The 22545-nt window shown below is 66.8% G+C and carries 19 protein-coding genes; 5 read left to right on the plus strand and 14 right to left on the minus strand.

The genetic code is table 11. The features are described 5' to 3' along the window. Positions 1-22 precede the first annotated feature (22 nt). From V8Z74_RS13120 to V8Z74_RS13135, 4 genes are all read right to left on the minus strand, one after another. Positions 23-397 carry a VOC family protein gene (locus V8Z74_RS13120; protein ID WP_349709570.1) on the minus strand — a complete coding sequence of 125 codons (375 nt, stop codon included), beginning with the start codon at positions 395-397 and terminating at the stop codon, positions 23-25. A 120-nt stretch (positions 398-517) separates the two neighbouring features. Next, a complete protein-coding gene (locus V8Z74_RS13125; RefSeq protein ID WP_066482313.1) occupies positions 518-916 on the minus strand; it encodes a GFA family protein in 399 nt (132 codons plus the stop codon). A gap of 178 nt (positions 917-1094) precedes the next feature. After that, positions 1095-1961, minus strand: coding sequence for an ornithine carbamoyltransferase (locus V8Z74_RS13130; RefSeq protein WP_349709571.1), 867 nt, complete (start codon positions 1959-1961; stop codon positions 1095-1097). An 80-nt stretch (positions 1962-2041) separates the two neighbouring features. Further along, positions 2042-3595, minus strand: coding sequence for a fumarate hydratase (locus tag V8Z74_RS13135; RefSeq protein ID WP_066481969.1), 1554 nt, complete (start codon positions 3593-3595; stop codon positions 2042-2044). Positions 3596-3961: 366 nt separating this feature from the next. Between V8Z74_RS13135 and fumC the strand changes: the two genes are divergently transcribed. The 3 genes from fumC to V8Z74_RS13150 all read left to right on the plus strand — a co-directional run bounded on the left by fumC (position 3962) and on the right by V8Z74_RS13150 (position 7839). After that, on the plus strand, positions 3962-5353 hold the full coding sequence (gene fumC / locus V8Z74_RS13140; protein ID WP_066481968.1) for a class II fumarate hydratase: 1392 nt from the start codon (positions 3962-3964) through the stop codon (positions 5351-5353). A 79-nt stretch (positions 5354-5432) separates the two neighbouring features. Continuing rightward, entirely contained in the window at positions 5433-6083 is a 651-nt protein-coding gene (locus tag V8Z74_RS13145; RefSeq protein WP_502879534.1) for a ParB-like protein, read from the plus strand. 1 nt (position 6084) lies between these two features. After that, a complete protein-coding gene (locus tag V8Z74_RS13150; protein WP_349709573.1) occupies positions 6085-7839 on the plus strand; it encodes a SulP family inorganic anion transporter in 1755 nt (584 codons plus the stop codon). Here V8Z74_RS13150 and V8Z74_RS13155 read toward each other — a convergent pair. The 9 genes from V8Z74_RS13155 to V8Z74_RS13195 form a co-directional block, all read right to left on the minus strand. Beyond that, on the minus strand, positions 7762-8946 hold the full coding sequence (locus V8Z74_RS13155; RefSeq protein WP_349709574.1) for a multidrug effflux MFS transporter: 1185 nt from the start codon (positions 8944-8946) through the stop codon (positions 7762-7764). The genes V8Z74_RS13150 and V8Z74_RS13155 overlap by 78 nt on opposite strands. Before the next feature lie 56 nt (positions 8947-9002). Then, positions 9003-9488, minus strand: a complete 486-nt coding sequence (locus V8Z74_RS13160; RefSeq protein ID WP_349709575.1) for a MarR family winged helix-turn-helix transcriptional regulator — start codon at positions 9486-9488, stop codon at positions 9003-9005. A gap of 163 nt (positions 9489-9651) precedes the next feature. After that, positions 9652-10344, minus strand: coding sequence for a DUF3334 family protein (locus tag V8Z74_RS13165; protein WP_066481955.1), 693 nt, complete (start codon positions 10342-10344; stop codon positions 9652-9654). A gap of 253 nt (positions 10345-10597) precedes the next feature. Next, entirely contained in the window at positions 10598-11557 is a 960-nt protein-coding gene (gene proX, locus V8Z74_RS13170) for a glycine betaine/L-proline ABC transporter substrate-binding protein ProX (RefSeq protein WP_502879541.1), read from the minus strand. A 221-nt stretch (positions 11558-11778) separates the two neighbouring features. Continuing rightward, a complete protein-coding gene (gene proX, locus V8Z74_RS13175) occupies positions 11779-12855 on the minus strand; it encodes a glycine betaine/L-proline ABC transporter substrate-binding protein ProX (RefSeq protein ID WP_349709577.1) in 1077 nt (358 codons plus the stop codon). Between the two features lie 160 nt (positions 12856-13015). Further along, positions 13016-14083, minus strand: a complete 1068-nt coding sequence (gene proX, locus V8Z74_RS13180) for a glycine betaine/L-proline ABC transporter substrate-binding protein ProX (RefSeq protein ID WP_502879536.1) — start codon at positions 14081-14083, stop codon at positions 13016-13018. Positions 14084-14135: 52 nt separating this feature from the next. Next, on the minus strand, positions 14136-15422 hold the full coding sequence (gene proW, locus V8Z74_RS13185) for a glycine betaine/L-proline ABC transporter permease ProW (RefSeq protein ID WP_502879537.1): 1287 nt from the start codon (positions 15420-15422) through the stop codon (positions 14136-14138). A gap of 15 nt (positions 15423-15437) precedes the next feature. Continuing rightward, positions 15438-16712 carry a glycine betaine/L-proline ABC transporter ATP-binding protein ProV gene (proV, locus tag V8Z74_RS13190; protein WP_349709578.1) on the minus strand — a complete coding sequence of 425 codons (1275 nt, stop codon included), beginning with the start codon at positions 16710-16712 and terminating at the stop codon, positions 15438-15440. A gap of 724 nt (positions 16713-17436) precedes the next feature. After that, entirely contained in the window at positions 17437-18048 is a 612-nt protein-coding gene (locus tag V8Z74_RS13195; RefSeq protein ID WP_349709579.1) for a YqhA family protein, read from the minus strand. 382 nt (positions 18049-18430) lie between these two features. Between V8Z74_RS13195 and acs the strand changes: the two genes are divergently transcribed. Both acs and V8Z74_RS13205 read left to right on the plus strand, forming a co-directional pair. Continuing rightward, complete coding sequence (acs, locus tag V8Z74_RS13200; protein WP_349709580.1) at positions 18431-20425, plus strand: acetate--CoA ligase; 1995 nt, start codon at positions 18431-18433, stop codon at positions 20423-20425. Between the two features lie 205 nt (positions 20426-20630). Then, a complete protein-coding gene (locus V8Z74_RS13205) occupies positions 20631-21092 on the plus strand; it encodes a LapA family protein (protein ID WP_349709581.1) in 462 nt (153 codons plus the stop codon). Here V8Z74_RS13205 and V8Z74_RS13210 read toward each other — a convergent pair. Continuing rightward, entirely contained in the window at positions 21089-22498 is a 1410-nt protein-coding gene (locus tag V8Z74_RS13210) for a GNAT family N-acetyltransferase (RefSeq protein WP_349709582.1), read from the minus strand. The two genes, V8Z74_RS13205 and V8Z74_RS13210, sit on opposite strands and share 4 nt — an antisense overlap. Positions 22499-22545 lie beyond the last annotated feature (47 nt).

The following is a 22545-nucleotide window of genomic DNA, read 5'->3' on the forward strand; positions in this document are numbered from 1 at the left end:
TCGCAAAAAAGGGCTTGTGGGCTCAGGGGCGATCCCATTGGGCCAGGTGCAGCAGCACGCCCGCGGGGTCCCAGACATAGGTGACCAGCGCGCCATAGGGTTCGCGCCTGGGCGCCGCGACACGCGCCGGCGCAAAGCGATCCGACGCGAGCAGCCGTTCAATGTCCGCATGGCACCGGGCGGCATCCTGCACGCCGATATGCAGCATGGTGTTCTCGGCCCAGTCCTTCACGTAATGGGCCTGCAGGTAAAAGCGCGAAGCCCCCAGCCGGAACAGGGCCAGGCCCTCGTCCGACCATTCCAGCTCGCAGCCCAGCGCCGTGTAGAACGCCTGGGAAAGCGCAAAGTCCCGGGAAGGGACAAAGGTGCGCAGATCGCCGGCCTGAAGATCGATCACGGAAAGCTCCCGAGGTGCAAGACCGGCCATTATCCGGCTTCGTGGAAACGGACTATGAAAAGAGGAGCTGCCATCGCAGTGCGGTAAAGGGCTGAAGGCCGAAATGGCTTGTAGACGCTTTCAGTCGCCGGGAGCGTACTGCTCGAAGACCTGTTGCCCTGTCATCTTGCGGGTCTCGTTGCTGAATGCGTAGTACGAGGGCTTTTCGTCGATGAAGATCTCGTTGCGCAGCTCGAACGGCTGGTCCTGGAAGAGCCCGGCCGACAGCACATATTCGTTGGCCGGCAGCAGGTGATAGAACAGATGCGTGCCGCACTGCGGGCAAAAGCCCCGTTCGGCCCAGTCGGACGAACGATAGACGGCCGGCGCCGCGCCGTTGAACTGCACGTCGGCGCCGCAATGGACCGCGAACATGGGCCCGCCCGTCCAGCGCCGGCACATGGTGCAGTGGCACAGGCCGGCTTCGTGGTGGTCGGGGGCCGTGACTTCGATGGCGCCGCACAGGCATTTGCCTTTCATGCCGATCTCCTTTCATGGGTGATGCGGAAATCCTAAGGCCTGTATCCGGCCCGGTTGCCAATGCCCGGGCGCGCCGGCGGGTATGCCGCGCGCGGCTTGCGCGCACCGTCTGCCCCCACGGAGTGCACCTTTATTCATACAGGTTGCTGCAAGAAAAGGAGCGTGCAGCGCCGGATTGTCAGGCATGGCCCTGCAATACATATCTGACAATGGCTTTCTGCACCCCCAGCAGCAGCGTTTTTTGCCGATAGCCGGTGAAGCCCGGGTAGGCCCGCGGATCGATCATCAGTTCCCGGCCCACGGTGAAGGGCGGCGTCGGCAGCAAAGCAGGCGAACCCATGTGCGCAAGATGCCGGGCATCGAGCGGGACGGCACCGTCCTCCGATCCCCTGGGCCAGCCGTCGGTGATGACCACATCGGCATGCCCGGGAGCCGTGGCCGTGAAATGCACCGGCAGTGCGGGGTCGTGGTGGCGTTCGTCGCAGACCTGGACGAGCCGGAGTCCGAGCACGGCAGCCAGTTCGTGCCAGGAGCGAAAGACATTGGTGGTCGGCCCCCACAGGCAGACCGTGGCCGTTTTCAGCGGCCGGATGGCGCGGTCGATGTAGCAGGCATCGGTCAGCACTTCGCAAGGGTGGCCGCGGCTGGACATGGCATTGATCACCGGGCGGGTGCTGGCCCGCGCAAACGCGGCCAGCCTGTCATGGTCGGATTCGCGCACCACGTACAGCGCATAGAAGGGATCGAGATAGCCGGCCAGGTCCTCGGCACGTTCGCCGGTCTTGAGGAGGTTGGGCAGTTCGGTGAACTGCAGGCCCAGCTCCCTGAACGCCTGGATGAAGGTGGTGCGGGTGCGGATGCCGTTGCCTTCGAAGGACCATGCGGCCGTGCCATCGAGTGCCGGATCGGGGGTGTCGACCAGCGACCAGATGGCGGCCACGTCGCTGGCGCAAAGATCTGAGAGCTGGATGAGCTGCATGGGCGTCAGGGCTTGTGAGGAACGGATGGATTCGCGCAGAAGCGGATGGCGGAAGCCGGTCTGCAAGGATGCAACTCTAGCCGCCTTGCGCCACGCCCAAAGAAAAACCGCCCGAAGGCGGTTTCTCCTGCCAGTCAGCGAAGGCTTCAGGCCGATGCCACTTCGATGCCCTTGAATTCGCCGGTCGCGATCTTGTCCTTCCAGATCGCGGGGCCGGTGATGTGGGCGCTGGTGCCGCCGGCATCCACGGCCACGGTCACGGGCATGTCGACCACGTCGAACTCGTAGATGGCTTCCATGCCCAGGTCCTCGAAGCCCACGACCTTGGCAGCCTTGATGGCCTTGGAGACCAGGTAGGCGGCGCCGCCCACGGCCATCAGGTAGGCGCTCTTGTGGTTCTTGATGGCCTCGATGGCGACCGGGCCGCGCTCGGACTTGCCGATCATGGCGATCAGGCCCGTTTGCGACAGCATCATGTCGGTGAACTTGTCCATGCGGGTGGCGGTGGTCGGGCCGGCGGGGCCGACGACCTCGTCACGCACGGGGTCCACGGGGCCCACGTAGTAGATCACGCGGTTGGTGAAGTCTACGGGCAGCTTCTCGCCCTTGGCCAGCATGTCCTGTATGCGCTTGTGCGCGGCGTCGCGGCCGGTGAGCATCTTGCCGTTGAGCAGCAGCGTGTCGCCGGGCTTCCAGCTGGCCACTTCTTCCTTGGTCAGGGTGTTGAGGTCGACCTTCTTGGACTTGTTGTAGTCGGGCGCCCAGTCGATCCTGGGCCACAGGTCCAGCGAGGGCGCTTCCAGGTACACGGGGCCGGAGCCGTCCATCACGAAATGGGCATGGCGCGTGGCGGCGCAGTTGGGGATCATGGCCACGGGCTTGGAGGCCGCGTGCGTGGGGTACATGTTGATCTTGACGTCCAGCACCGTGGTCAGGCCGCCCAGGCCCTGCGCGCCGATGCCCAGGGCGTTGACCTTCTCGTACAGTTCCAGGCGCAGTTCCTCGACCTGGTCCAGCTTCTCGCCGCGGGCGGCCTTCTGCTGCAGCTCGTACATGTTCAGGTCTTCCATCAGGCTTTCCTTGGCCAGCAGCACGGCCTTCTCGGCGGTGCCGCCGATGCCGATGCCCAGCATGCCCGGGGGGCACCAGCCTGCGCCCATGGTGGGAACGGTCTTGAGCACCCAGTCGACCAGGTTGTCGCTGGGGTTCATCATGATCATCTTGGACTTGTTCTCCGAGCCGCCGCCCTTGGCCGCCACGGTCACGTCCAGCTTGTCGCCGGGCACGATCTGCACGTTGATGACGGCAGGCGTGTTGTCCTTGGTGTTCTTGCGGGCGAACTGGGGGTCTGCCACGACGGAGGCGCGCAGCGTGTTGTCGGGGTGGTTGTAGCCGCGGCGCACGCCTTCGTTGATGGCGTCTTCCAGGCCCATGGTGAAGCCTTCCCACCTGACGTCCATGCCCACCTTGAGGAACACGTTGACGATGCCGGTGTCCTGGCAGATGGGGCGCTGGCCGGTGGCGCTCATCTTGGAGTTGGTCAGGATCTGGGCCATCGCATCCTTGGCCGCCGGGCTCTGCTCGCGCTCGTAGGCGCGGGCCAGATGCTGGATGAAGTCGGGCGTGTGGTAGTAGCTGATGTACTGGAGGGCGCCTGCGATCGAATCGATCAGGTCCTGCTGGCGGATGGAGGTGGTCATCGTGAAGCTTCTCGGGTTGCAAACTTTGCGCTGGGGGCGCGGTAAACCTGTTCATTATCGGCTCAAGCGCCGGTTCATGCAGGCTAAAACCGACTAGTCTTATATATGACCTGGGTTGCCGCGGATTGCGGCATGGCGCCTGCGCAGGCGGTGCGCGCTCTCCGCTCATCCCAGGGGATGGCGCCCGGCCCTTTCCCATGCCGGCAGGCAGATTGCCGCACTGCGCTAGCATGGTCCGGTTTCCGGGTGTGCCGGCCCGGGCGTCCATGCGCTCCAGGGGCCGGCCGCCTTTTGTTTGCGGCCCACGGCAGCCAGACCCTTGTTCCAGCCAGCTGCACCGCGTTGTATTGCAAGGAGTGAATTCCCATGACAGCAACCCGCCAGGAAAAAGACACGTTCGGCTTCATCGACGTGCCCGCCCGCCAGCTCTGGGGCGCGCAGACGCAGCGCTCGCTGCAGAACTTCGACATCAGCGGCGAGCGGCAGCCGCGCGAGATCATCCATGCGCTGGCGCAGGTGAAGAAGGCCTCGGCCACCGTGAACCACCACCTGGGCCTGCTGGAGGAGAAGAAGGCCCGCGCCATCGTCGCGGCCGCGGACGAAGTCATCGCCGGCAGGCACCCCGATGAATTCCCCCTGGTGGTGTGGCAGACGGGGTCGGGCACGCAGACCAACATGAATGTCAACGAGGTGCTGGCCAACCGCGCCAGCGAGCTGCTGGGCGGCGAGCGCGGCGAAGCGCGCCTGGTGCATCCCAACGACGACGTGAACAAGAGCCAGTCCAGCAACGACGTCTATCCCACGGCCATGCACGTGGCGGCCGTCACCGCCATCGAGAGCCGGCTGCTGCCGGCGATCGCCAAGCTGCGCAAGACGCTGCAGGCCAAGAGCGGCGCCTTTGCCGACATCGTCAAGATCGGCCGCACCCATCTGCAGGATGCCACGCCGCTGACGCTGGGCCAGGAAATCTCGGGCTGGGTGGCGCAGCTGGCGCATGGCGAGCGGCATGTGCGCCATGCGCTGCCCCACCTGTACGAGCTGGCGCTGGGCGGCACGGCCGTGGGCACGGGGCTGAATGCGCCCAAGGGCTATGCCGAAGGCGTGGCCCGGGAGCTGGCGGCCATCACCGGCTATCCCTTCGTCACCTCGCCGAACAAGTTCGAATCGCTGGCCTCGTGCGACGCGCTGGTGGCCGCGCACGGTGCGCTCAAGACGCTGGCGGCCAGCCTGATGAAGATCGCCAACGACGTGCGCTGGCTGGCCTCGGGCCCGCGCAGCGGCCTGGGCGAGCTTTCCATCCCCGAGAACGAGCCCGGCTCGTCCATCATGCCCGGCAAGGTCAATCCCACGCAGTGCGAGGCCATGACCATGCTGTGCGCCCAGGTCTTCGGCAACGACGTGGCCATCAACTTCGGCGGCGCCTCGGGCAACTTCGAGCTGAATGTGTTCCGCCCGCTGGTGGCGCACAACTTTTTGCAGAGCGTGCGCCTGCTGGCCGACGGCATGGTCAGCTTCAACGACCACTGCGCCGTGGGCATCGAGCCCAACCGCGCGCGCATTGAGGAGCTGGTCGGCCGCTCGCTGATGCTGGTGACGGCGCTCAACACCCACATCGGCTACGACAAGGCCGCCTTCATCGCCAAGAAGGCGCACAAGGAGGGCTCCAGCCTGCGCGAGGCGGCCATTGCCAGCGGCCACGTCACGGCCGAGCAGTTCGACCAGTGGGTGGTGCCCGAGCACATGGTGGGCAATCTGTAGGCGAGAGGCGCATTCGCGCAAGGCCTGCTGCGGGCGGCGGCGGGCAGGCCCACAATGGCGCATCGCTGGTTTCCTGGAGATGCGCATGCCCGCACAGCAGCATATGGAGCAGGCCGCCCTGGCCGATCTGCGGCCCACGCAGATGACGGTGGGCGCGGCCGAGGTGGCCGTCAAGCGCGCGCAATGGGCGCAGCTCAAGCCCAAGGCGCGCGACAAGCTGCTGCAAAGCCACTGGTTCCCGGCGGTGCGCGGGCCGCGCGGGCGCTTTTTCATCGTCGACCACCACCACCTGGGCCAGGCACTGACGCAGGAGCAGGTGGCGAATGTCTGGGTGATGCAGCTGGCCGACTTCAGCGACGTGGAGCCCGACATGTTCTGGCGGCTGATGGAGTTCCACCACTGGGCGCATCCGTACGACGAAAAAGGCCGGCGCCACGAGTTCGCGTCCATCCCCAGGCGCCTGTCGCAGCTCAAGGACGATCCCTACCGCAGCCTGGCCGGCGAGGTGCGCAAGGCCGGCGGCTACGCCAAGGATGCGGCGCCGTTTGCCGAATTCCTGTGGGCCGATTTCTTCCGGCCGCATTTCGACAAGGCGGCGCTGCGCAGCGCGGGCGGTCAGGGCCTGCCCGAATCTGCGGTCGTGTCCGCCGTGGCCCTGGCGCGCAGCCCCAGGGCGCGCTTTCTGCCCGGCTGGTCCGGCGTGGAGGCTCCCGTGGCTCCCAGGGCCTGAGATGCGCGCGCCTGCTTTGCCGGCCGGGGCGGACTGGGTGGCCGGGCTGTCGATCGCCGGTCTGCTGCTGCCCGAGGCCGTGGCCTATGCGGGCATTGCCGGCCTGCCGCCGCAGGCCGGCGTGATGGCGCTGTTCGCCGGCCTGCTGGCCTACGGGCTGCTGGGCAGCAGCCGCTTTGCCATCGTCTCGTCCACTTCGTCGGCGGCCGCGGTGCTGGCGGCCGCCATGGCCTCGGTGCTGCATGTGAGCGAGGCGCAGCGCCACCTGATGGGCGTGGCCATGGTGCTGATGGCCGGGGTGATCTTCGCGCTGGCCGGGCTGGCGCGGCTGGGCGCGGTCTCGCAGTTCATCGCCAAGCCCGTGCTGCGCGGCTTTGCGCTGGGGCTGGCGCTGACCATCGTGGTCAAGCAGCTGCCGGTGGCGGTGGGCGTGCATCCGCAGCACAGCGATTTTCTGCGCTATGCCTGGGATCTGCTGGGCCGGTGGCGGCAGTGGAATCCGCAGGGCCTGGCGATGATGCTGGCGGCGCTGCTGGTGCTGCGCCTGCTCGGGCGGTGGAAGGCGGTGCCGGGGGCATTGCTGGTGATCGCGGCCGGCATTGCGCTCGATGCGCTGGGCTATTGCGGGCTATGGGGCATCAAGGCCGTGGGCTCGCTGGCCCTGGGCGGCAGCCGGCCCGAGGTGCCGGATCTGGCACTGGCCGACTGGCTGCGCGCGGGCCAGCTGGCCATGGCGCTGGCGCTGATCCTGTATGCCGAGTCTTACAGCTCCATCCGCAGCCTGGCGCTGCGCCATGGCGATGCGGTCTCGCCCAACCGCGACCTGCTGGCGCTGGGCGCGGCCAATGCGCTGTCGGCGCTGTTCCAGGGCATGCCGGTGGGGGCCGGGTATTCGGCCAGCTCGGCCAACGAGGTGGCGGGCGCGCGCAGCAAGGCCGCGGGCCTGATCGCCTGCGCCGTGGTGGGCCTGCTGGTATGGCAGCTGCTGCCGTGGATGGAGCGCATTCCCGAGCCGCTGCTGGCGGCCATCGTCATCCATGCCGTAGCCCATACGCTCAACCCTGCGGTGGTGCGGCCGTACTTCGCTTGGAAGCGCGACCGCTTCGTCGTGCTGGCGGCCTTCGTGGCGGTGATCCTGCTGGGCGTGCTCGACGGACTGCTGCTGGCCATCGCGGTCAGCATCGCCATGCTGCTCAAGCGCTTTGCCGAGCCGCGCGTGAGCTGGCTGGGGCAGCTGGCGCAGTCGCGCGACTATGTGGACACCGCGCGCCACCCCGAGGCGGTGGCCGTGCCGGGCCTGCTGATCGCCCGGCCCGAGGCGCCGCTATTCTTCGGCAATGCCGATGCGATCTTTGCCGCCATCCGCGAGCGCGTGGATGCGGTGAGCGGACAAAAGGACGAAAAGAATGAAAAGGACGGCGCGGGCCTGCGCGCCGTGGTGCTGAGCCTGGAGGAGTCGCCCGACCTCGACGGCACCAGCCTGGAGGCGCTGGCCGAGTTTGCCGCGCAGATGCAGCGGCAGGGGCTGCCGCTGGTGCTGGCGCGCACCAAGGATGCCGTGCGCGAACTGCTGGCGCGCGTGCAGCCGCCAGGGCTGCAAACCAGTGCCTATGCGGCCTGGAGCGTGGACGATGCGGTCAGGCCATGGCTGCGGGCGCAGGCGCCGGCACCCGGCGCCTCATCGGCCCAGGCGCAGGGCGGCGCGAAAACCCAGCTGGCCGATGCTGCCTGCGATGAAGAGCACGGCAAAGGCTGACAGGGCCGGGTTGCCGCCCAGGCTGGCGCCCAGCGTGCACAGGCCGCCCACCACCATCTGCGTGCAGCCGTAGACGCCTGCGGCGGAGCCGGTCAGATCGGTGTGCACGCCCAGGGCCTTGCTCAGTGCGGCGGGGCTGGTCATGCCGGAGCCCAGGCTGAACAGCACCATGAGGCCCACGACGCCGGCAACGCCCAGCTGGCCCAGCAGCGCCAGGGCCAGCAGCAGGGCCGCACAGGCGATGCTCAGCAGATTGCCGCCCAGCATCAGCTTTTCCAGCGGCCAGCGCTTGATGAGCTGGCGCGCCAGCGCATTGCCCACGGCCATGCCGGCCATCAGAATGCCCAGGTAGAGGCCGACCTGCGGCTTGGTCGCATGCAGCTGCTCGATGAAGATGAAGGGGGCGGCCGCGAGGAAGGCATAGATCGACGTGGTGGCGCAGCCGCCGCCGATGGCAAAGCCCAGGAATTGCGGCGTGCCCAGCAGCCGGCGGTAGTCGCCAAGCACGGTGCGCCAGTGCAGCTGGCCCGTGGGGCGGCCGGTCTCGGGCAGCATGCGCCACACGCTCACGGCCGTGAGCAGGCCCAGTATGGCCAGCAGCGCGAAGATGGCGCGCCAGCCCCAGGCCGCATCCACCAGCGAGCCTATGGTCGGCGCCACGCCGGGGCCGGCCATCATGATGAGGTTGAGCAGGGCCAGGGTGCCGACCGCCGTTTCGGGCGTGGCCGTGTCGCGCGCGATCGCACGGCCCAGGGCCAGGCCGGCGCAGCCGCCCAGCGCCTGGAACAGGCGCGCGCCGATCAGCCACGGCGCCGACGGCGCGACAAAGGCCGCCGTGCTGGCCAGCGTGTAGAGGGCCAGGCCCGCGAGCAGCATGGGGCGCCGGCCCAGGCTGTCCGACAGCGGGCCGTAGATCAGCTGGCCCAGCGCCATGCCCAGGATGTAGACGGTGATGGTCTGCTGCATCTGGCCCGGGCCCACGCCGAAGCCGCGCGCCGCATCGGGCAGCGCCGGAATGAACATGTGCATGGCCAGGGTGCCGACGATGGTGATGCAGGCCAGCAGCCAGAGCGGAGCCTTGCGAACAGGAGATGCGGTGTCTTGCATGGGGCGATGAGGAGGGGCGCGAACGGGGTGATGTCTGAAGCGGGACCTTGGGGCCGTCACGGCCCGGGCGGTTCGGGCTGCATGCCGTCCATGGCCGCGAGCAGGGTCTGCAGCAGCGCCAGCGCCGCGTCCACGCTTTCGGGGGCGATATCCCGCATCGCCTCGGAGCGCGCCGCGGCCACCACCTGCTTGACGGCCCGCACCTGGGCCTGGCCAGCGGCGGTCAGCTGGATGCGCTTGACGCGGCGGTCACTGTCGTCGATGCGCTCCACCCAGCCCTGGGCCGCCAGGCCGTCGATCAGGCGCACCACGGAGGAGCTGTCCAGGCCCAGCGAATGCGCCAGATCCTTTTGCCGCATCGGGCCGTGGCCGTGTTCCAGGTGCAGCAACGGCAGCCACAGTGCCTGGGTCAGGCCCATGGGGGCAAGCAGCCGGTCCAGCGTGCGGCGCCATTGCTTGTTGACCTGTGCCATGGCGAACATGAGCTGGCGCTGGCGCTCCTCCAGCGGCGTGGCGGCCGGTGTAGGCGTGGGTGCGGTCATGGAGAATTGAAGGTATGCAAATAGTTGGTATTCAAATTATTTGGTAATCGGCATATCGCGGTCGGCCATGGGGTCATGCCGGCAGGCGCATAAAAGGGGACAGGCAAAGAAAAAGCGACCCGCAGGTCGCTTGGCCGGGGGGGGCGGGCACAAGGGCCCGGGCTCAGAGGCCCAGGGACTTGAGCAGGTCGTCGGTTTCGTCGGCCTGTGTGGCCACGGCGGCCGCCGGCGCAGCGGCGGGAGCATGCTGGGCCTGGGCCATGAGCGCGTCGGGATCGGGCTTTTCCTGGGGCTCGAAGTCCACGATCTTGATGAACTCCGTGTGGTCCACGGCCATTTCCAGGTAGAAGATGTTGTTGTTGCCGGTATAGAAGGTCACCCGGCGGGCCTCGGGGGCGTCGAGGTTGGCGTCCACGCTGAGGTTGACCTGCTTGTTCAGGCGGATCATCTTGGGCTGGCTCTGCGTGATGTGGGTCTGCATCTCGCGCTGCACCTTGCTGGTGAAGTCGCCCACCACCTGGTTCATGAGTTCGCCCATGACGTTGCTGACCTCGTCCGAGGTGTAGGAGCTGGCCAGGTCGCTCTCGGCCATGCCCATGGACAGCAGGTAGCTGCGGTACAGCTCCATGGCGGCATCGGCCGAGAAGTTGATGATGATCAGGCCCGAGAAGCTGCCGTCGATCAGCACGAAGCAGCCGATGTCGGGCTTGAGGCTGGTCTTGGTGATGCGCTGCACCATGCCCGAGTACTGGATGGGGCACTGGGTGGCGACCTGCAGCACGCGCGAGACGGAGTTGCACAGGCTGACGAGCACGTCTTCCGTGCGGTGGATGATGGGGGCGTTGTGTGGGCTCATGTTCGGACTTTGGATCTGCCCGATTATGGGCATGGATTGCATTTTCGAGACTTTTTGTTACCTCTATCGGCCAAACCGGCCGATTCTTCAGCCCAGAAGCCGGGCGGCCGGCGCTTGCCCGGGCACGAAAAAGCACCCAGGGCCGGGAGGCGCGGCCGGGTGCTATGGATAGTGAAGCTGCTGGCGCTTGTTCTGCATTGTTTCCATGGAAAATGAGACCTGAAACCAATGCATGGAGTGCGCTGAATGCTTCTTATTTGGGAGCGGCTGCCGCGGCCCGGGCTTCGGCGATCCAGCCGTCAAAGGTCTGCTGGTGGGCCTTGATCCAGCTGTCCACATGGCGGCTCACGTCGGCCGGGCTGCTCTCGCCCTGGCGCATGCGCATGTTCTGGGCGTTGATGTCCTCGATGGGCAGCTGCATCACGGCAAACAGCCGGGCGGCCGCGGGGTTCTGGGCGGCCCAGGCCTTGTTGGCCAGGATGTACTGCTGGTTGAGCTGGAAGCCGTAGTTCTTGCCATTGGGCAGCCGGGTGTCGTCGTCGCCGGTCGCGCCCGGGATGTTGGGCACTTCCAGCCAGCTGACTTCCTTGCCGGGGCGCAGCACGGTGTTCACCCAGAACGGCGTCCATACGTAGTAGAGGATGGGCTTGCCGTTCTTGAAGCGGGTGATGGTGTCGGCAATCAGTGCCTGGTAATTGCCCTGGCTGTGGGTGATGGAGGCCTCCAGCCCCAGGGCCTTGAGATGCTTGTTGATGGCCAGCTCGCAGCCCCAGCCGGGGTTGCAGCCCGTCAGGTCCGCCTTGCCGTCGCCGTTGGTATCGAACAGCGCGGCCAGCTGGGGGTCCTTGAGCTGCATGATGCTGGTGATCCTGTATTTGTCGGCCGTGGCCTTGTCGATCAGATAGCCCTGCACGGCGTTGCGCGAATAGACGCCCGCGCGGTAGAAGGCCTTGTCGCCGCCGTTGCTCTCGTAGAAGGAGCGGTGCAGCGGCATCCAGTGCGTGGCGGTGAAGGTGGCGTCGCCCTGGGCGACGGCCACGTGCTGGGTGCCGTTTTCCAGGCTCTTGACGGGCAGGACCTTGTAGCCCAGCTTTTCCAGCGCGCGCGAGACCAGCTCGGTCTGGAAGATCTCCTCGTCCACGGTTCCCTTGACGGGCTGCACCGTGACGCCCTTGCCGGGCAGGGCCGGCTTTGCGGCCTCGGCCCGGGCCATGCCCGGGGCGTACAGCGCGGCTGCCGCGCCGGCCGCGATCAGCAGGCTGCCGAGTGCCTTCACGGCCTGGTGGTGTGGACGAACATGGATGGCAAACTTTGCGGGCTGCATGGCGTGTCTCCTTTGCAATGGGTGCCTACCCCGGAATCGGCGGGACGGAAAAAGCGGGTGCGTGAAAGCGGAAGCGGCGCCCGCCACCGGGCAGGCGCCGTGCCGGGGCATCAGGCCTGGCGGGCCGAGCGGTGGGCGGCCCGGGCCTGGGCGATCCAGCCGTCGAAGGTCTTCTGATGGGCCTTGATCCAGTTGTCCGCATGGCGGTTGATGTCGGCGGGCTTGTTCTCGCCGTCATGCACCAGGCGGTTTTGCAGGCTGATGTCGCCGATGGGAATCTGCATGGTCTCGAACAGCTTGCCGGCCGCGGGATGCTGCGCGACCCAGGCCCTGTTGGCCACGATGTGCTCGTTGTTGAGCGGAAAGCCGTAGTTGCGGCCGTTGGGCAGCCGGGTGTCCAGGCCCGACTGCACGCCGGGCATGGAGGAGAACGGCACCTGCAGCCAGACAACTTCCTGGCCCGGGCGCAGCACGTTGCTGAGCCAGTAGGGCGTCCAGGCGTAATAGAGCACGGGCTTGCCGGCCTTGAAGCGGGCCAGCGTGTCCGAGATCAGCGCCGGGTAGTTTCCCTGGGTGTAGTGCACCGTGTCCTTGAGCCCGAAAGCCTCGATCTGGTGGTAGACCACGGCCTCGCCGCCCCAGCCCGCATTGGGACCGATGAGGCTGGCCTTGCCGCGCCCGTCGACGTCGAAGAGCCGGGCCAGCGCCGGGTCCTTGAGCTGGTCCAGGCGGGTGATGCCATGCTTTTCGGCCGTTCTCCTGTCGATCATGTAGCCCTGGGCCGCGCCCGCCGCGTACACCCCCTTGCGCGAGAGCTTGGCGTCGCCGCCTGCCTGCTTGTAGAACTCCGAATGATGGGGATTCCAGTGGTTGGCCATGAAGGTGGCATCGCCGCTGGCCACGGCCACATGGATCAGCGGGTAGTCCAGTTCTTCCCACGGCCTGACCGTGTAGCCTAGGCGTTCCATGGCCTTCATCACCAGCAAGGTCTGGAAGTTCTCCTCCACCAGCGCGCTCTTGAGCGGCTTGACCGTGACGCCCTGGCCGGGCAGCTCCTCGGCCGCCCGTGCCGGCAGGCCGGCCAGGCCCAGCATGGCGGCGGCCGCGCCGCCTGCCAGCAGTTCGCGCCGGCGGCTGCCCGCCAGGGCGGGGCGATGGGAAGTCATGGTGTGCGCGGTCTTTGTCATCCTTGGGTTTTCTCCTTGTGTGTCGATGCAGTGGTCCGGGGAAAGCGGGCGGCACTCCGGCAAAGGCGTTTCTTCGGCAGGGGGCTTTTCGTCCTGGTGCGGCCCGTCAATGAAAAACGGCGCCCGGACATGCATCCGAAAGCGCCGTGAGCTGCGGGGATCAGGACTTGCGGGCTGCTGCCTTGGCCTGTTCGATCCAGCCGTCGAAGGTTTTCTGGTGGGCCTTGATCCAGGCATCGGTGTGGCGTTCCACGTCCGATATCTTGTTCTGGCCCTGGCTCATCATGTAGTTCTGGGCGTTGATGTCGCCCACGGGCAGCCGGATGATTTCAAACAGCCTGGCGGCCGCGGGGTTCTTCTCGGCCCAGGCCTTGTTGGCCACGATCTGCTGGTTGTTGGCGATGAAGCCATAGTTCTTGCCGTTGGGCAGCTTGGTGTCGGTGCCGGCCTGCTCGCCGGGCAGCGAGGAGAACGGTACTTCCAGCCACACCACGTCCTTGCCGGGCTTGAGCACATTGCTCACCCAGTACGGGGTCCAGGTGTAGTAGAGGATGGGCTTGCCGGCCTTGTAGCGCGTGATGGTGTCGGCCATCAGCGCCGAGTAGGTGCCCTGCTTGTGCGTGACGGTGTCGCGCAGCTTGTAGGCCGTGAGCTGGTGCTCGATCATGGCCTCGCAGCCCCAGCCGGGCGTGCAGCCCGTTAGGTCGGCCTTGCCGTCGCCGTCGGTGTCGAACAGCTTGGCGATCTCGGGGTTCTTGAGCTGGCCCAGATTGGTGATCTTGTGCGCGTCGGCGGTCTTCTTGTCGATCAGGTAGCCCTGGGCCGCATTGGCCGAGTAGATGCCCTTGCGGTAGAGCTTGGCATCGCCGCCGGCGTTCTTGTAGTAGTCGGCGTGCAGCGGATTCCAGTGGTTGGCCATGAAGGTCGCGTCGCCGTTGGCGATGGCGATGTGGGCCGTCGGGTATTCGACTTCCTTCATGGGCTTGACGTCGTAGCCGAGCTTTTCCAGGGCCTTCATGACCAGCAGGGTCTGGAAGCTCTCCTCGGCGATCGAGCTCTTGAGCGGCTGCACCGCCACGCCCTTGCCCGGCAGGTCGCCGGCCGCATCGGCCGCAAAGGCGCTGGTGCCCACCATGGCCACGGCCATGGTGGCGGCGGTGGCGCTGGTGAAGAACCAGCGGCCCAGGCTGTGGCGCAGGTTCCGGGTGGCTTGCTTGTCTTGCTTCATGCTTGCTCCTTCTCGTATCGGGTTGTCTGTGTCGGATGTCGGGGCGGGGGATTCACGCCTGCGGGGCCGCAGGGCCCAGGGGCTTGGGCGCTTGCTGCGTGGCAGCGGCGGTGGCAGCCGGCGCAGGCTCGCTGCGTGGCGCGGCGGCCTTGGGCGTGCCGCGCAGCAGGCGGATCACCAGACCCACGGGGCCGCCATGCCACCAGTGGGCGCCGCCGCGCCGGGGCTCACCCATGGCCTGGGTGATGCGGTCGAGCACGATGGCCAGCAGCACGATGCCCAGGCCGCCGACGGTGGCCAGGCCCATGTCCAGGCGGCCGATGCCGCGCAGCACCATCTGGCCCAGGCCGCCCACGGCGATCATGGAGGCGATCACCACCATGGACAGCGACAGCATCAGCGCCTGGTTGATGCCGGCCATGATGGACGGCATGGCCAGCGGCAGCTGCACCTTCCACAGCAGCTGGGCAGGCGAGGCGCCATAGGCGCGGCTGGCCTCGATCAGATCGGGGCGCACCTGGCGGATACCCAGGTTGGTCAGGCGGATCAGCGGCGGCAGCGCGAACACGATGGTCACGATCACGCCCGGCACGTTGCCGATGCCGAACAGCATGACCACGGGCACCAGATAGACGAAGGCCGGCGTGGTCTGCATGGCGTCGAGGAAGGGTCGCGTCCAGCGCTGGGCGCGGTCGCTCGAGGCCAGGAAAATGCCCGCGGGCAGTCCGATGATCACGCAGAACAGCAGCGAGGTCAGCACCAGGGCCAGCGTGACCATGGCGTCGGGCCAGATGCCCAGCAGCGCCACGACCAGCAGCGACAGCACCGTGCCCACGGCCAGCGTGCGGCTGGCGAACTGCCAGGCCAGCAAGGCGATGATGAGCGTGAGCACGGGCCACGGCACGGCCAGCAGCACATCGGTGACGCCGGTCAGCGTGGCGTCGATGGGCGCGCGCACGCTCTGGAAGAAGGGCCGGAAGTGGTCGACCACCCAGGACAGGCCGTCGTTGATCCAGCCCTGCACGGGCAGGCCGTCGGTGGTGATCTGGTGCCACAGATGGGCCAGGCCGCCGTCGTCGCCAGGCGTGCCTGCGGACGCCGGCGCGTTGAGCCAGTCGGTGTTGGCGGCCCCGCCGGCGGCGTCGCCGCCGCTCCAGGCATCGGTGCCGGCGTCGGGGCTGGCGGAGGATGCCGCCCAGGGATCGGCATCGGCGGCGCCGGTGGCCGCGGCGTCAGGCGCGTTGCCCGTATCTGCGGGCACGGAGGCTGCGGCCCAGGGATCGTCGGTCACGGGAGGCGTGTTGTCGGCGACCGGGGTGTTCTGCGTGTTCTCGTTCAAATCTGTTCCTCCTTCTTACTGTGCGGCGGCTTGCGGCTGGTAGTGCGCATCGAGCTTGACCGGTGGAATTTCCTTTTGCGGCGGCGGCACGGGCGGCGTGTCGCGGTCCAGGAACTTGAGCATGGTGGTGCGGCTGATCACGCCCAGGTACTTGCCGTCCGCATCCACCACGGGCAGCGGGCAGGGCGGCGAGGCCACGGCGCCGAACAGGTCGGCCACGGGCGTGTCGCTGGCAATGGACTGCACATCCGGAATGAAGGCATGCTGCAGGCCCAGCGGGCCCTGGTGTCCGCGCAGCGCATCGCGCAGCGACTGGGAGGACACCACGCCCAGGAAGCGCTTGCGCGCATTGAGAACATAGGCATGGTCGCGGTCCGAGTCCTCGAGCAGGCGCAGGGCGGCGCGGCAGCCGCGGTCGCTGTGCTCGGAGATCACCGTCAGCGCCTGGCGCGCGATGTCGGCGGCCTTGAACACGGCCGCCGTGTCCACGCCGCGGACGAAGTGGCGCACATAGTCGTTGGCCGGGCTGCGCAGGATCTCGTCGGGCGTGCCCACCTGCACCACCTGGCCGTCCTTCATGATGGCGATGTGGTCGCCGATGCGCATGGCCTCGTCCAGGTCGTGCGAGATGAAGACGATGGTGCGGCGCTTGATCTGCTGCAGGCGCAGCAGCTCGCTTTGCATCTCGGTGCGGATGATGGGGTCCAGCGCCGAAAAGGCTTCGTCCATCAGCAGGATGGAAGGATCGGACGCCAGCGCGCGGGCCAGGCCCACGCGCTGCTGCATGCCGCCCGACAGTTCGTCGGGATAGCTCGCGCCCCAGGCGCCCAGGCCCACCTGCTCCAGCGCTTCCTGCGCCTGCTTCTGGCGCGTGGCGCGGTCCACGCCGGCCAGCTCCAGGCCGAAGGCCGTGTTGTCCAGCACCGTCAGGTGCGGCATCAGCGCAAAGGACTGGAACACCATGGAGATGTCCTTGCGGCGCAGCGCGCGCAGGTCCTTGTCGGAGAGCCGGTTGATGTCCTGGCCGTCCACGAGGATGCGGCCGCTGGTGGGGTCGATCAGGCGGTTGAGCATGCGTACCAGCGTGGACTTGCCCGAGCCCGACAGGCCCATGACGACGAAGATCTCGCCGGCTTCGATGGTGAAGTTGGCGTCGAACACGCCGATGGACTGCCCGGTGCGGGCGAGAATGTCCTGCTTGCTCACGCCTTGCTGGACCAGCTCAAGCGCGGTTTTCGGATCGTCGCCGAAGACCTTGAAGACATGGTCGATAACGATTTGCTTGGCCACTGTGGCGTTCTCCTTTGTTTATTCGGGATGGAACACAGTCCGGCGCACGGACGAGCCGTGTGCCGGCGCACAAGCCAAAATGAAAGCCCTGATGCCGCAGCCCGGACCGCGCGAGGCGGGGGCATTGCAATAGCGTATGAACGCCGGCTCGACAGCCCGGATGGCACAAGCGGTGTGTGCGCAAGGGCTGGAACAGACGAGAAGACGGCAGCGGGCAGTCGCACCGGACGGGCGCGCTGCAAGCGGGCTGCACAAAGGCTTCTCGGACAGGCCATCCCCGGCACGGTCGGCCGGGGAGACCCCCTCACATCAGGGCCATGTTTCGGCCCGGTTGACGGGGCTGCGCCAATGAAGAAATTGACACAACGATCCGCCGGGAAAGTGGATCTGCGCGTCCGGAAACACGCAGATTACCTGCTCGGCAGGTTGTAAACGACTATTTAATATATGCATTCCATTCTTTTTTGTCAAAGAATGAATGGCAAAAAATGTTCCAAAACGGCCCTTCATCCGCCGTGAAACACCGGCCTGAGCCGGCTTTTATTACAAAAACGATAGCTTCAGACGCCTGATTTGAAAGGCTTTGGATGGCATCTTCCTGCATTGTGCAGTCATCGTCAGGAAAGGGAAAGGCTTTGCGCGCCAACACCCGCCGGGCCATGAAAAAAGCCCCGCATTGCGGGGCCTGGGCTTGGCGCGAGCCGCCTGCAGCGGCGCCCCGGGTTCAATGATGGTGGCTGGTGAGCCGGTCGGTCAGCGCGATGGCCAGCGCGCTGAGCAGGAACACCACATGGATGATGGTCTGCCACATCAGCACCTGCACCTCGTAGCTGCCGGCGTTGATGAAGGATTTGAGCAGATGGATGGAGCTGATGCCGATGATGGACAGTGCCAGCTTGACCTTGAGCACCGAGGCGTTCACATGGCTGAGCCATTCGGGCTGGTCCGGATGGCTTTCCAGGCCCAGGCGGCTCACAAAGGTCTCGTAGCCGCCGACGATGACCATGATCAGCAGGTTGGAGATCATGACCACGTCGATCAGCGCCAGGACCACCAGCATGATCACGGTCTCGTTGAGTGCGTGCAGCGGCACGTCGCTCTTGTAGCCGATATTGGCGACCAGGGCCTGCAGCGCTTCCTGGTTGCCGAAGACGGCCTCGACCAGATGCCACAGCTCGACGAGGAAATGCCAGACATAGACGGCCTGGGCGGCGATCAGGCCCAGATACAGCGGCAGCTGCAGCCAGCGGCTGGCGAAGATCAGCGTGGGCAGGGGGCGCAGGGCGCCGGAAGGCAGTCCGGCGGAAGACGGATGGTCGGAAGGCAGTTGGCTCATGGGCGGTATTTCCGGGAATGGGGAAGTGCGCGCCGGTGCAGGGCGGCTGCCCGGGCGTGCAGGAAACAAGGTGCCAGGCCTGCGGCTGTAGTGTTGGATATAGCGGGCTGGCGCCATGCCGCGCGTGCCTTGCCGGGCAGGAAAGCCCGGTGGCATCGCGGCCGGCGCGCGATTTTAAGGGCGCCGGACCGCGGCCGGGACGGTGGCTGCAGGCCGGGTTGGCCACCTGCTAGCACCTGCTGGCACGAAGGCCGCCCACGGACGCCGCTGCCCCGCATCAGGGCGACAATGCCGAATGTGATTTCAGTCAGTGGGGTGTAAGACCGACCCTTGACAGTATGCCCACAATAATTTCATTGCTTCGCTTTAGGAGACGACAAAGATGAGCACCGCGACATCCCCCATCGAATCGGTTCTGGTGGAAAACCGTGTTTTCCCGCCGCCCGCCGGCTTCAGCGCCAAGGCCGCCGTATCCGGCATGGATCAGTACCAGGCGCTGTGTACCGAGGCCGAAAAGGACTACCAAGGCTACTGGGCCCGCCTGGCCCGCGAGAACGTGGTCTGGACCAAGCCCTTCACCCAGGTGCTGGACGACAGCAACGCTCCGTTCTTCCGCTGGTTTGCAGATGGCGAGCTCAATGCCAGCGCCAACTGCCTGGACCGCCATATCGGCACGCCCGTGGAGCACAAGACCGCCATCATCTTCGAAGCCGATGACGGCCAGGTCACCAAGGTCACGTACCGCGAGCTGCTGGAACGTGTCTCGCAGTTCGCGAATGCGCTCAAGGCCCATGGCGTGCAAAAGGGCGACCGCGTGCTGATCTACATGCCCATGACCATCGAGGGCGTGGTCGCCATGCAGGCCTGCGCGCGCATCGGCGCCACGCACAGCGTGGTCTTCGGGGGCTTCTCGGCCAAGGCCGTGCAGGAGCGCATCGTCGACGTGGGCGCCTCGGTGGTGGTCACGGCCAACTACCAGATGCGCGGCGGCAAGGAGCTGCCACTCAAGGCCATCGTGGACGAGGCCCTGGCGCTGGGCGGCTGCGAAGGCGTGCGCCATGTGTTCGTGTACGAGCGCACCCCCACGGCCTGCGCCATGGCGGCCGGCCGCGACAAGACCTTCGGCGAGGTGCTGCAGGGCCAGAGCACGGAGTGCGCGCCGGTGGCCGTCGAGGCCGAGCACCCGCTGTTCATCCTCTACACCAGCGGCTCCACGGGCAAGCCCAAGGGCGTGCAGCACGCCACGGGCGGCTACATGCTGTGGGCGCGCCAGACCGTGAACTGGACCTTCGACCTGAAGGACAGCGACGTGTTCTGGTGCACGGCCGACATCGGCTGGATCACCGGCCATACCTATGTGGCCTATGGCCCCCTGGCAGCCGGCGCCACGCAGATCGTGTTCGAAGGCGTGCCCACCTATCCCAACGCCGGCCGCTTCTGGCAGATGATCGAGCGCCATGGCTGCACCATCTTCTATACCGCGCCCACGGCCATCCGCTCGCTGATCAAGGCTGCCGATTCCGACGAGAAGGTGCACCCGAAGAACTGGAACCTGTCCAGCCTGCGCCTGCTGGGCAGCGTGGGCGAGCCCATCAATCCCGAGGCCTGGATGTGGTACCACAAGCATGTGGGCGGCGAACGCTGCCCCATCGTGGACACCTTCTGGCAGACCGAGAACGGCGGGCACATGATCACGCCGCTGCCGGGGGCCACGCCACTGGTGCCGGGCTCGTGCACGCTGCCGCTGCCGGGCATTGCCGCGGCCATCGTCGACGAGGCGGGCAACGATATGCCCGACGGCGCGGGCGGCATCCTGGTGGTCAAGAAGCCCTGGCCCAGCATGATCCGCACCATCTGGGGCGACCCCGAGCGTTTCAAGAAGAGCTACTTCCCCGAGGAACTCAAGGGCTACTACCTGGCCGGCGACGGTGCCGTGCGCAGTGCCGACCGCGGCTACTTCCGCATCACGGGCCGCATCGACGACGTGCTCAACGTCTCGGGCCACCGCATGGGCACCATGGAGATCGAATCGGCCCTGGTGGCCAAGACCGACCTCGTGGCCGAGGCCGCAGTGGTAGGTCGCCCCGACGACCTGACCGGCGAGGCCATCTGCGCCTTCGTGGTGCTCAAGCGCGGCCGCCCGCACGGCGAGGAGGCCAAGCAGATCGCCAAGGAGCTGCGCGACTGGGTGGCCAAGGAAATCGGTCCCATCGCCAAGCCCAAGGACATCCGTTTCGGCGAGAACCTGCCCAAGACCCGCAGCGGCAAGATCATGCGCCGCCTGCTGCGCTCGCTGGCCAAGGGCGAGGCCATCACCCAGGACACCAGCACGCTGGAAAACCCGGCCATCCTGGAGCAGCTGGCCGACACGCACTGACGCGTGCATCTCCTGCGCGGCAGACGCCACGCGCTTTCCTGAAGCCGCTGCCTGCAGCGGCTTTTTTCTTGCTCCGCAGGCGCGGCTGCGCGACCGGCGGGCGATGCCGGGCCGCGTTCATTGCTGAACCGGGCTGACGCAGCGCCTGCGCAACTTCGGGTACAACAGGGCGCAGGCCGACAATGGCCGGCTTCGAGGAACAACTATGAATCTGCGCACTTTCTCCCTGCTCATCATCGTGGCCCTGATCGCATTGCTGGCGGCGCTGAACTGGAACACGCTGGCCACGCCGTCCACCGTCTCGCTGGGCGTGGCCGAGATCCAGGCGCCCCTGGGCGTGCTCATGCTGGCGCTGACCTGCCTGATGGCCGTTTTCTTCCTGGCCTATGTGCTGTGGATGCAGGGCTCGGTGCTGATGGAGGCGCGTCGCCATGCCAAGGAGATGCAGGCGCAGCGCGACCTGGCCGACAAGGCCGAGGCTTCGCGCTTCACCGAGCTGCGCGGCGTGCTGGAGACCCTGCATGCGCAGAACCGGCAGGACCTGCTGGCCCGCATCGATGCGCTGGAGGCCCACCTCGCCAGCCGCGCCCAGGAATCCGACAACAGCACGGCGGCCTACGTGGGTCAGCTGGAGCAGCAGGTACGGCAGCTGACCTCGCGCAGCTAAGCCTTGCGCAGCGGGCTGTGCGCTTGCAGTTCTTCGACATAGCCCGCCATGCCTTCGCCCTCGCGGTCGAGAAAGCGGCCGATGGCCTCGGCAAAGGCCGGATGCGCAATCCAGTGCGCGCTGGGCGTGACCACCGGCAGCAGGGCGCGCGCCATCTTGTGCTCGCCCTGGGCGCCGCCTTCGAAACGCGCAAAGCCGTGCGCGATGCACCATGCGATGGGCTGGTAGTAGCAGGCCTCGAAATGCAGGCAGTCCACACGCTCCAGGGCTCCCCAGTAGCGGCCATAGGCTATCGCACCGTGCGCTATGGATACAGGAGCTTCATGCGCCCATCCCTCCTTGTTTCCTGAATAGTTCGATTCTGAAATTGAAGATGGTGGTGCGCTGACAGCTATCAAGCTGCTAGCGATGCGCCGTCCCTGGCGTTCCGCGATGAACAGAACCCAGTGGTTGGGCATGTGCTGTGCCATGGCTTCGAAAAAGCCGGGCGTCAGATAGGGCGGGTTGCCGTGCTCCAGATAGGTGCGCTCGTAGCAACGGTAGAAGAAGGCCCAGTCCTCGGCCGTGATCTGGCGGCCTTGCCGCACCTCAAAGCGCACGCCGGCTTCGGCGACCTTGCGCCGTTCCTGGCGGATCTTCTTGCGTTTTTCCTGGTTCAGCGAGGCCAGAAAGTCGTCGAAATCCTTGAAAGGCCTGGTTTCGCCGCCGGGCCGCCCCAAGGCGAAACGCGCCCCCTCGGGGGGCAGCGAGGACGCGCCAGCGCCGAGCGTGGGGGCGGAGTCTTCGCCGCCGGGCCGCCCCAAGGCGAAACGTGCAACTTCGGTGGCCAGGGAAGACACGCCAGTACCGAGGCGTGGGGCCTCGTTCCTCCAGTGGAACTGCACCGTGCTGCGCGTCATCCAGCCGTCCTGCTCGCAGGCCTGCAGATCCGCGTTCTGGCCGAACAGCAGGTGCAGCGACGACAGCTGCGCTTGCTCGGCAAAGGCGCGCACGGCCTGCACCAGCGGCAGCCGCCATTGCGGCGCGCGCACCAGAAGGCGCGGGCCGGGCACGGGCGTGAACGGAACGGCCAGCACGCCCTTGGGGTAATAGGGCAGGCCGTGCTGCTCGTAAGCGCGGGCCCAGGCCCAGTCGAACACATATTCGCCATAGGAATGGGCCTTGGCATAGAGTACGCAGGCCGCGAGCAGGACCTCTTCTTTGCCTGAAGCCTGCCACAGCGTGGCGACGCGGCCGATCCAGCCGGTGCGCCCGGTGGCGCTGCCGCTGCTTTCCAGCGCGGCCAGGTATTCATGGCGCATGAAAGGCGTGGGCTCGCTTTGCCGTGACAGCAGCTCGTTCCAGGTCTCGGCGGGCAGCTGCTGCACGCTATCGAACATGCGAGTGATAATCGTGTTTTCGGCCATGTCCTGATTGTCGTGGCGGCCAGAGCATGCTGCAGGCCGCAGGGAGA

This window comes from Comamonas sp. w2-DMI (genome assembly GCF_040187735.1).
Lineage (GTDB): Bacteria > Pseudomonadota > Gammaproteobacteria > Burkholderiales > Burkholderiaceae_C > Comamonas > Comamonas terrae.

Bases quoted from the DNA above. Each gene is read 5' to 3' on its own strand.
- V8Z74_RS13125 (WP_066482313.1), bottom strand. From the start codon at position 916: ATGAAAGGCAAATGCCTGTGCGGCGCCATCGAAGTCACGGCCCCCGAC.
- V8Z74_RS13135 (WP_066481969.1), bottom strand. From the start codon at position 3,595: ATGACCACCTCCATCCGCCAGCAGGACCTGATCGATTCGATCGCAGGC.
- fumC (WP_066481968.1), top strand. From the start codon at position 3,962: ATGACAGCAACCCGCCAGGAAAAAGACACGTTCGGCTTCATCGACGTG.
- V8Z74_RS13145 (WP_502879534.1), top strand. From the start codon at position 5,433: ATGCGCATGCCCGCACAGCAGCATATGGAGCAGGCCGCCCTGGCCGAT.
- V8Z74_RS13150 (WP_349709573.1), top strand. From the start codon at position 6,085: ATGCGCGCGCCTGCTTTGCCGGCCGGGGCGGACTGGGTGGCCGGGCTG.
- V8Z74_RS13155 (WP_349709574.1), bottom strand. From the start codon at position 8,946: ATGCAAGACACCGCATCTCCTGTTCGCAAGGCTCCGCTCTGGCTGCTG.
- V8Z74_RS13160 (WP_349709575.1), bottom strand. From the start codon at position 9,488: ATGACCGCACCCACGCCTACACCGGCCGCCACGCCGCTGGAGGAGCGC.
- V8Z74_RS13165 (WP_066481955.1), bottom strand. From the start codon at position 10,344: ATGAGCCCACACAACGCCCCCATCATCCACCGCACGGAAGACGTGCTC.
- proX (WP_502879541.1), bottom strand. From the start codon at position 11,557: ATGGCCCGGGCCGAGGCCGCAAAGCCGGCCCTGCCCGGCAAGGGCGTC.
- proX (WP_349709577.1), bottom strand. From the start codon at position 12,855: ATGACAAAGACCGCGCACACCATGACTTCCCATCGCCCCGCCCTGGCG.
- proX (WP_502879536.1), bottom strand. From the start codon at position 14,083: ATGAAGCAAGACAAGCAAGCCACCCGGAACCTGCGCCACAGCCTGGGC.
- V8Z74_RS13195 (WP_349709579.1), bottom strand. From the start codon at position 18,048: ATGAGCCAACTGCCTTCCGACCATCCGTCTTCCGCCGGACTGCCTTCC.
- acs (WP_349709580.1), top strand. From the start codon at position 18,431: ATGAGCACCGCGACATCCCCCATCGAATCGGTTCTGGTGGAAAACCGT.
- V8Z74_RS13205 (WP_349709581.1), top strand. From the start codon at position 20,631: ATGAATCTGCGCACTTTCTCCCTGCTCATCATCGTGGCCCTGATCGCA.
- V8Z74_RS13210 (WP_349709582.1), bottom strand. From the start codon at position 22,498: ATGGCCGAAAACACGATTATCACTCGCATGTTCGATAGCGTGCAGCAG.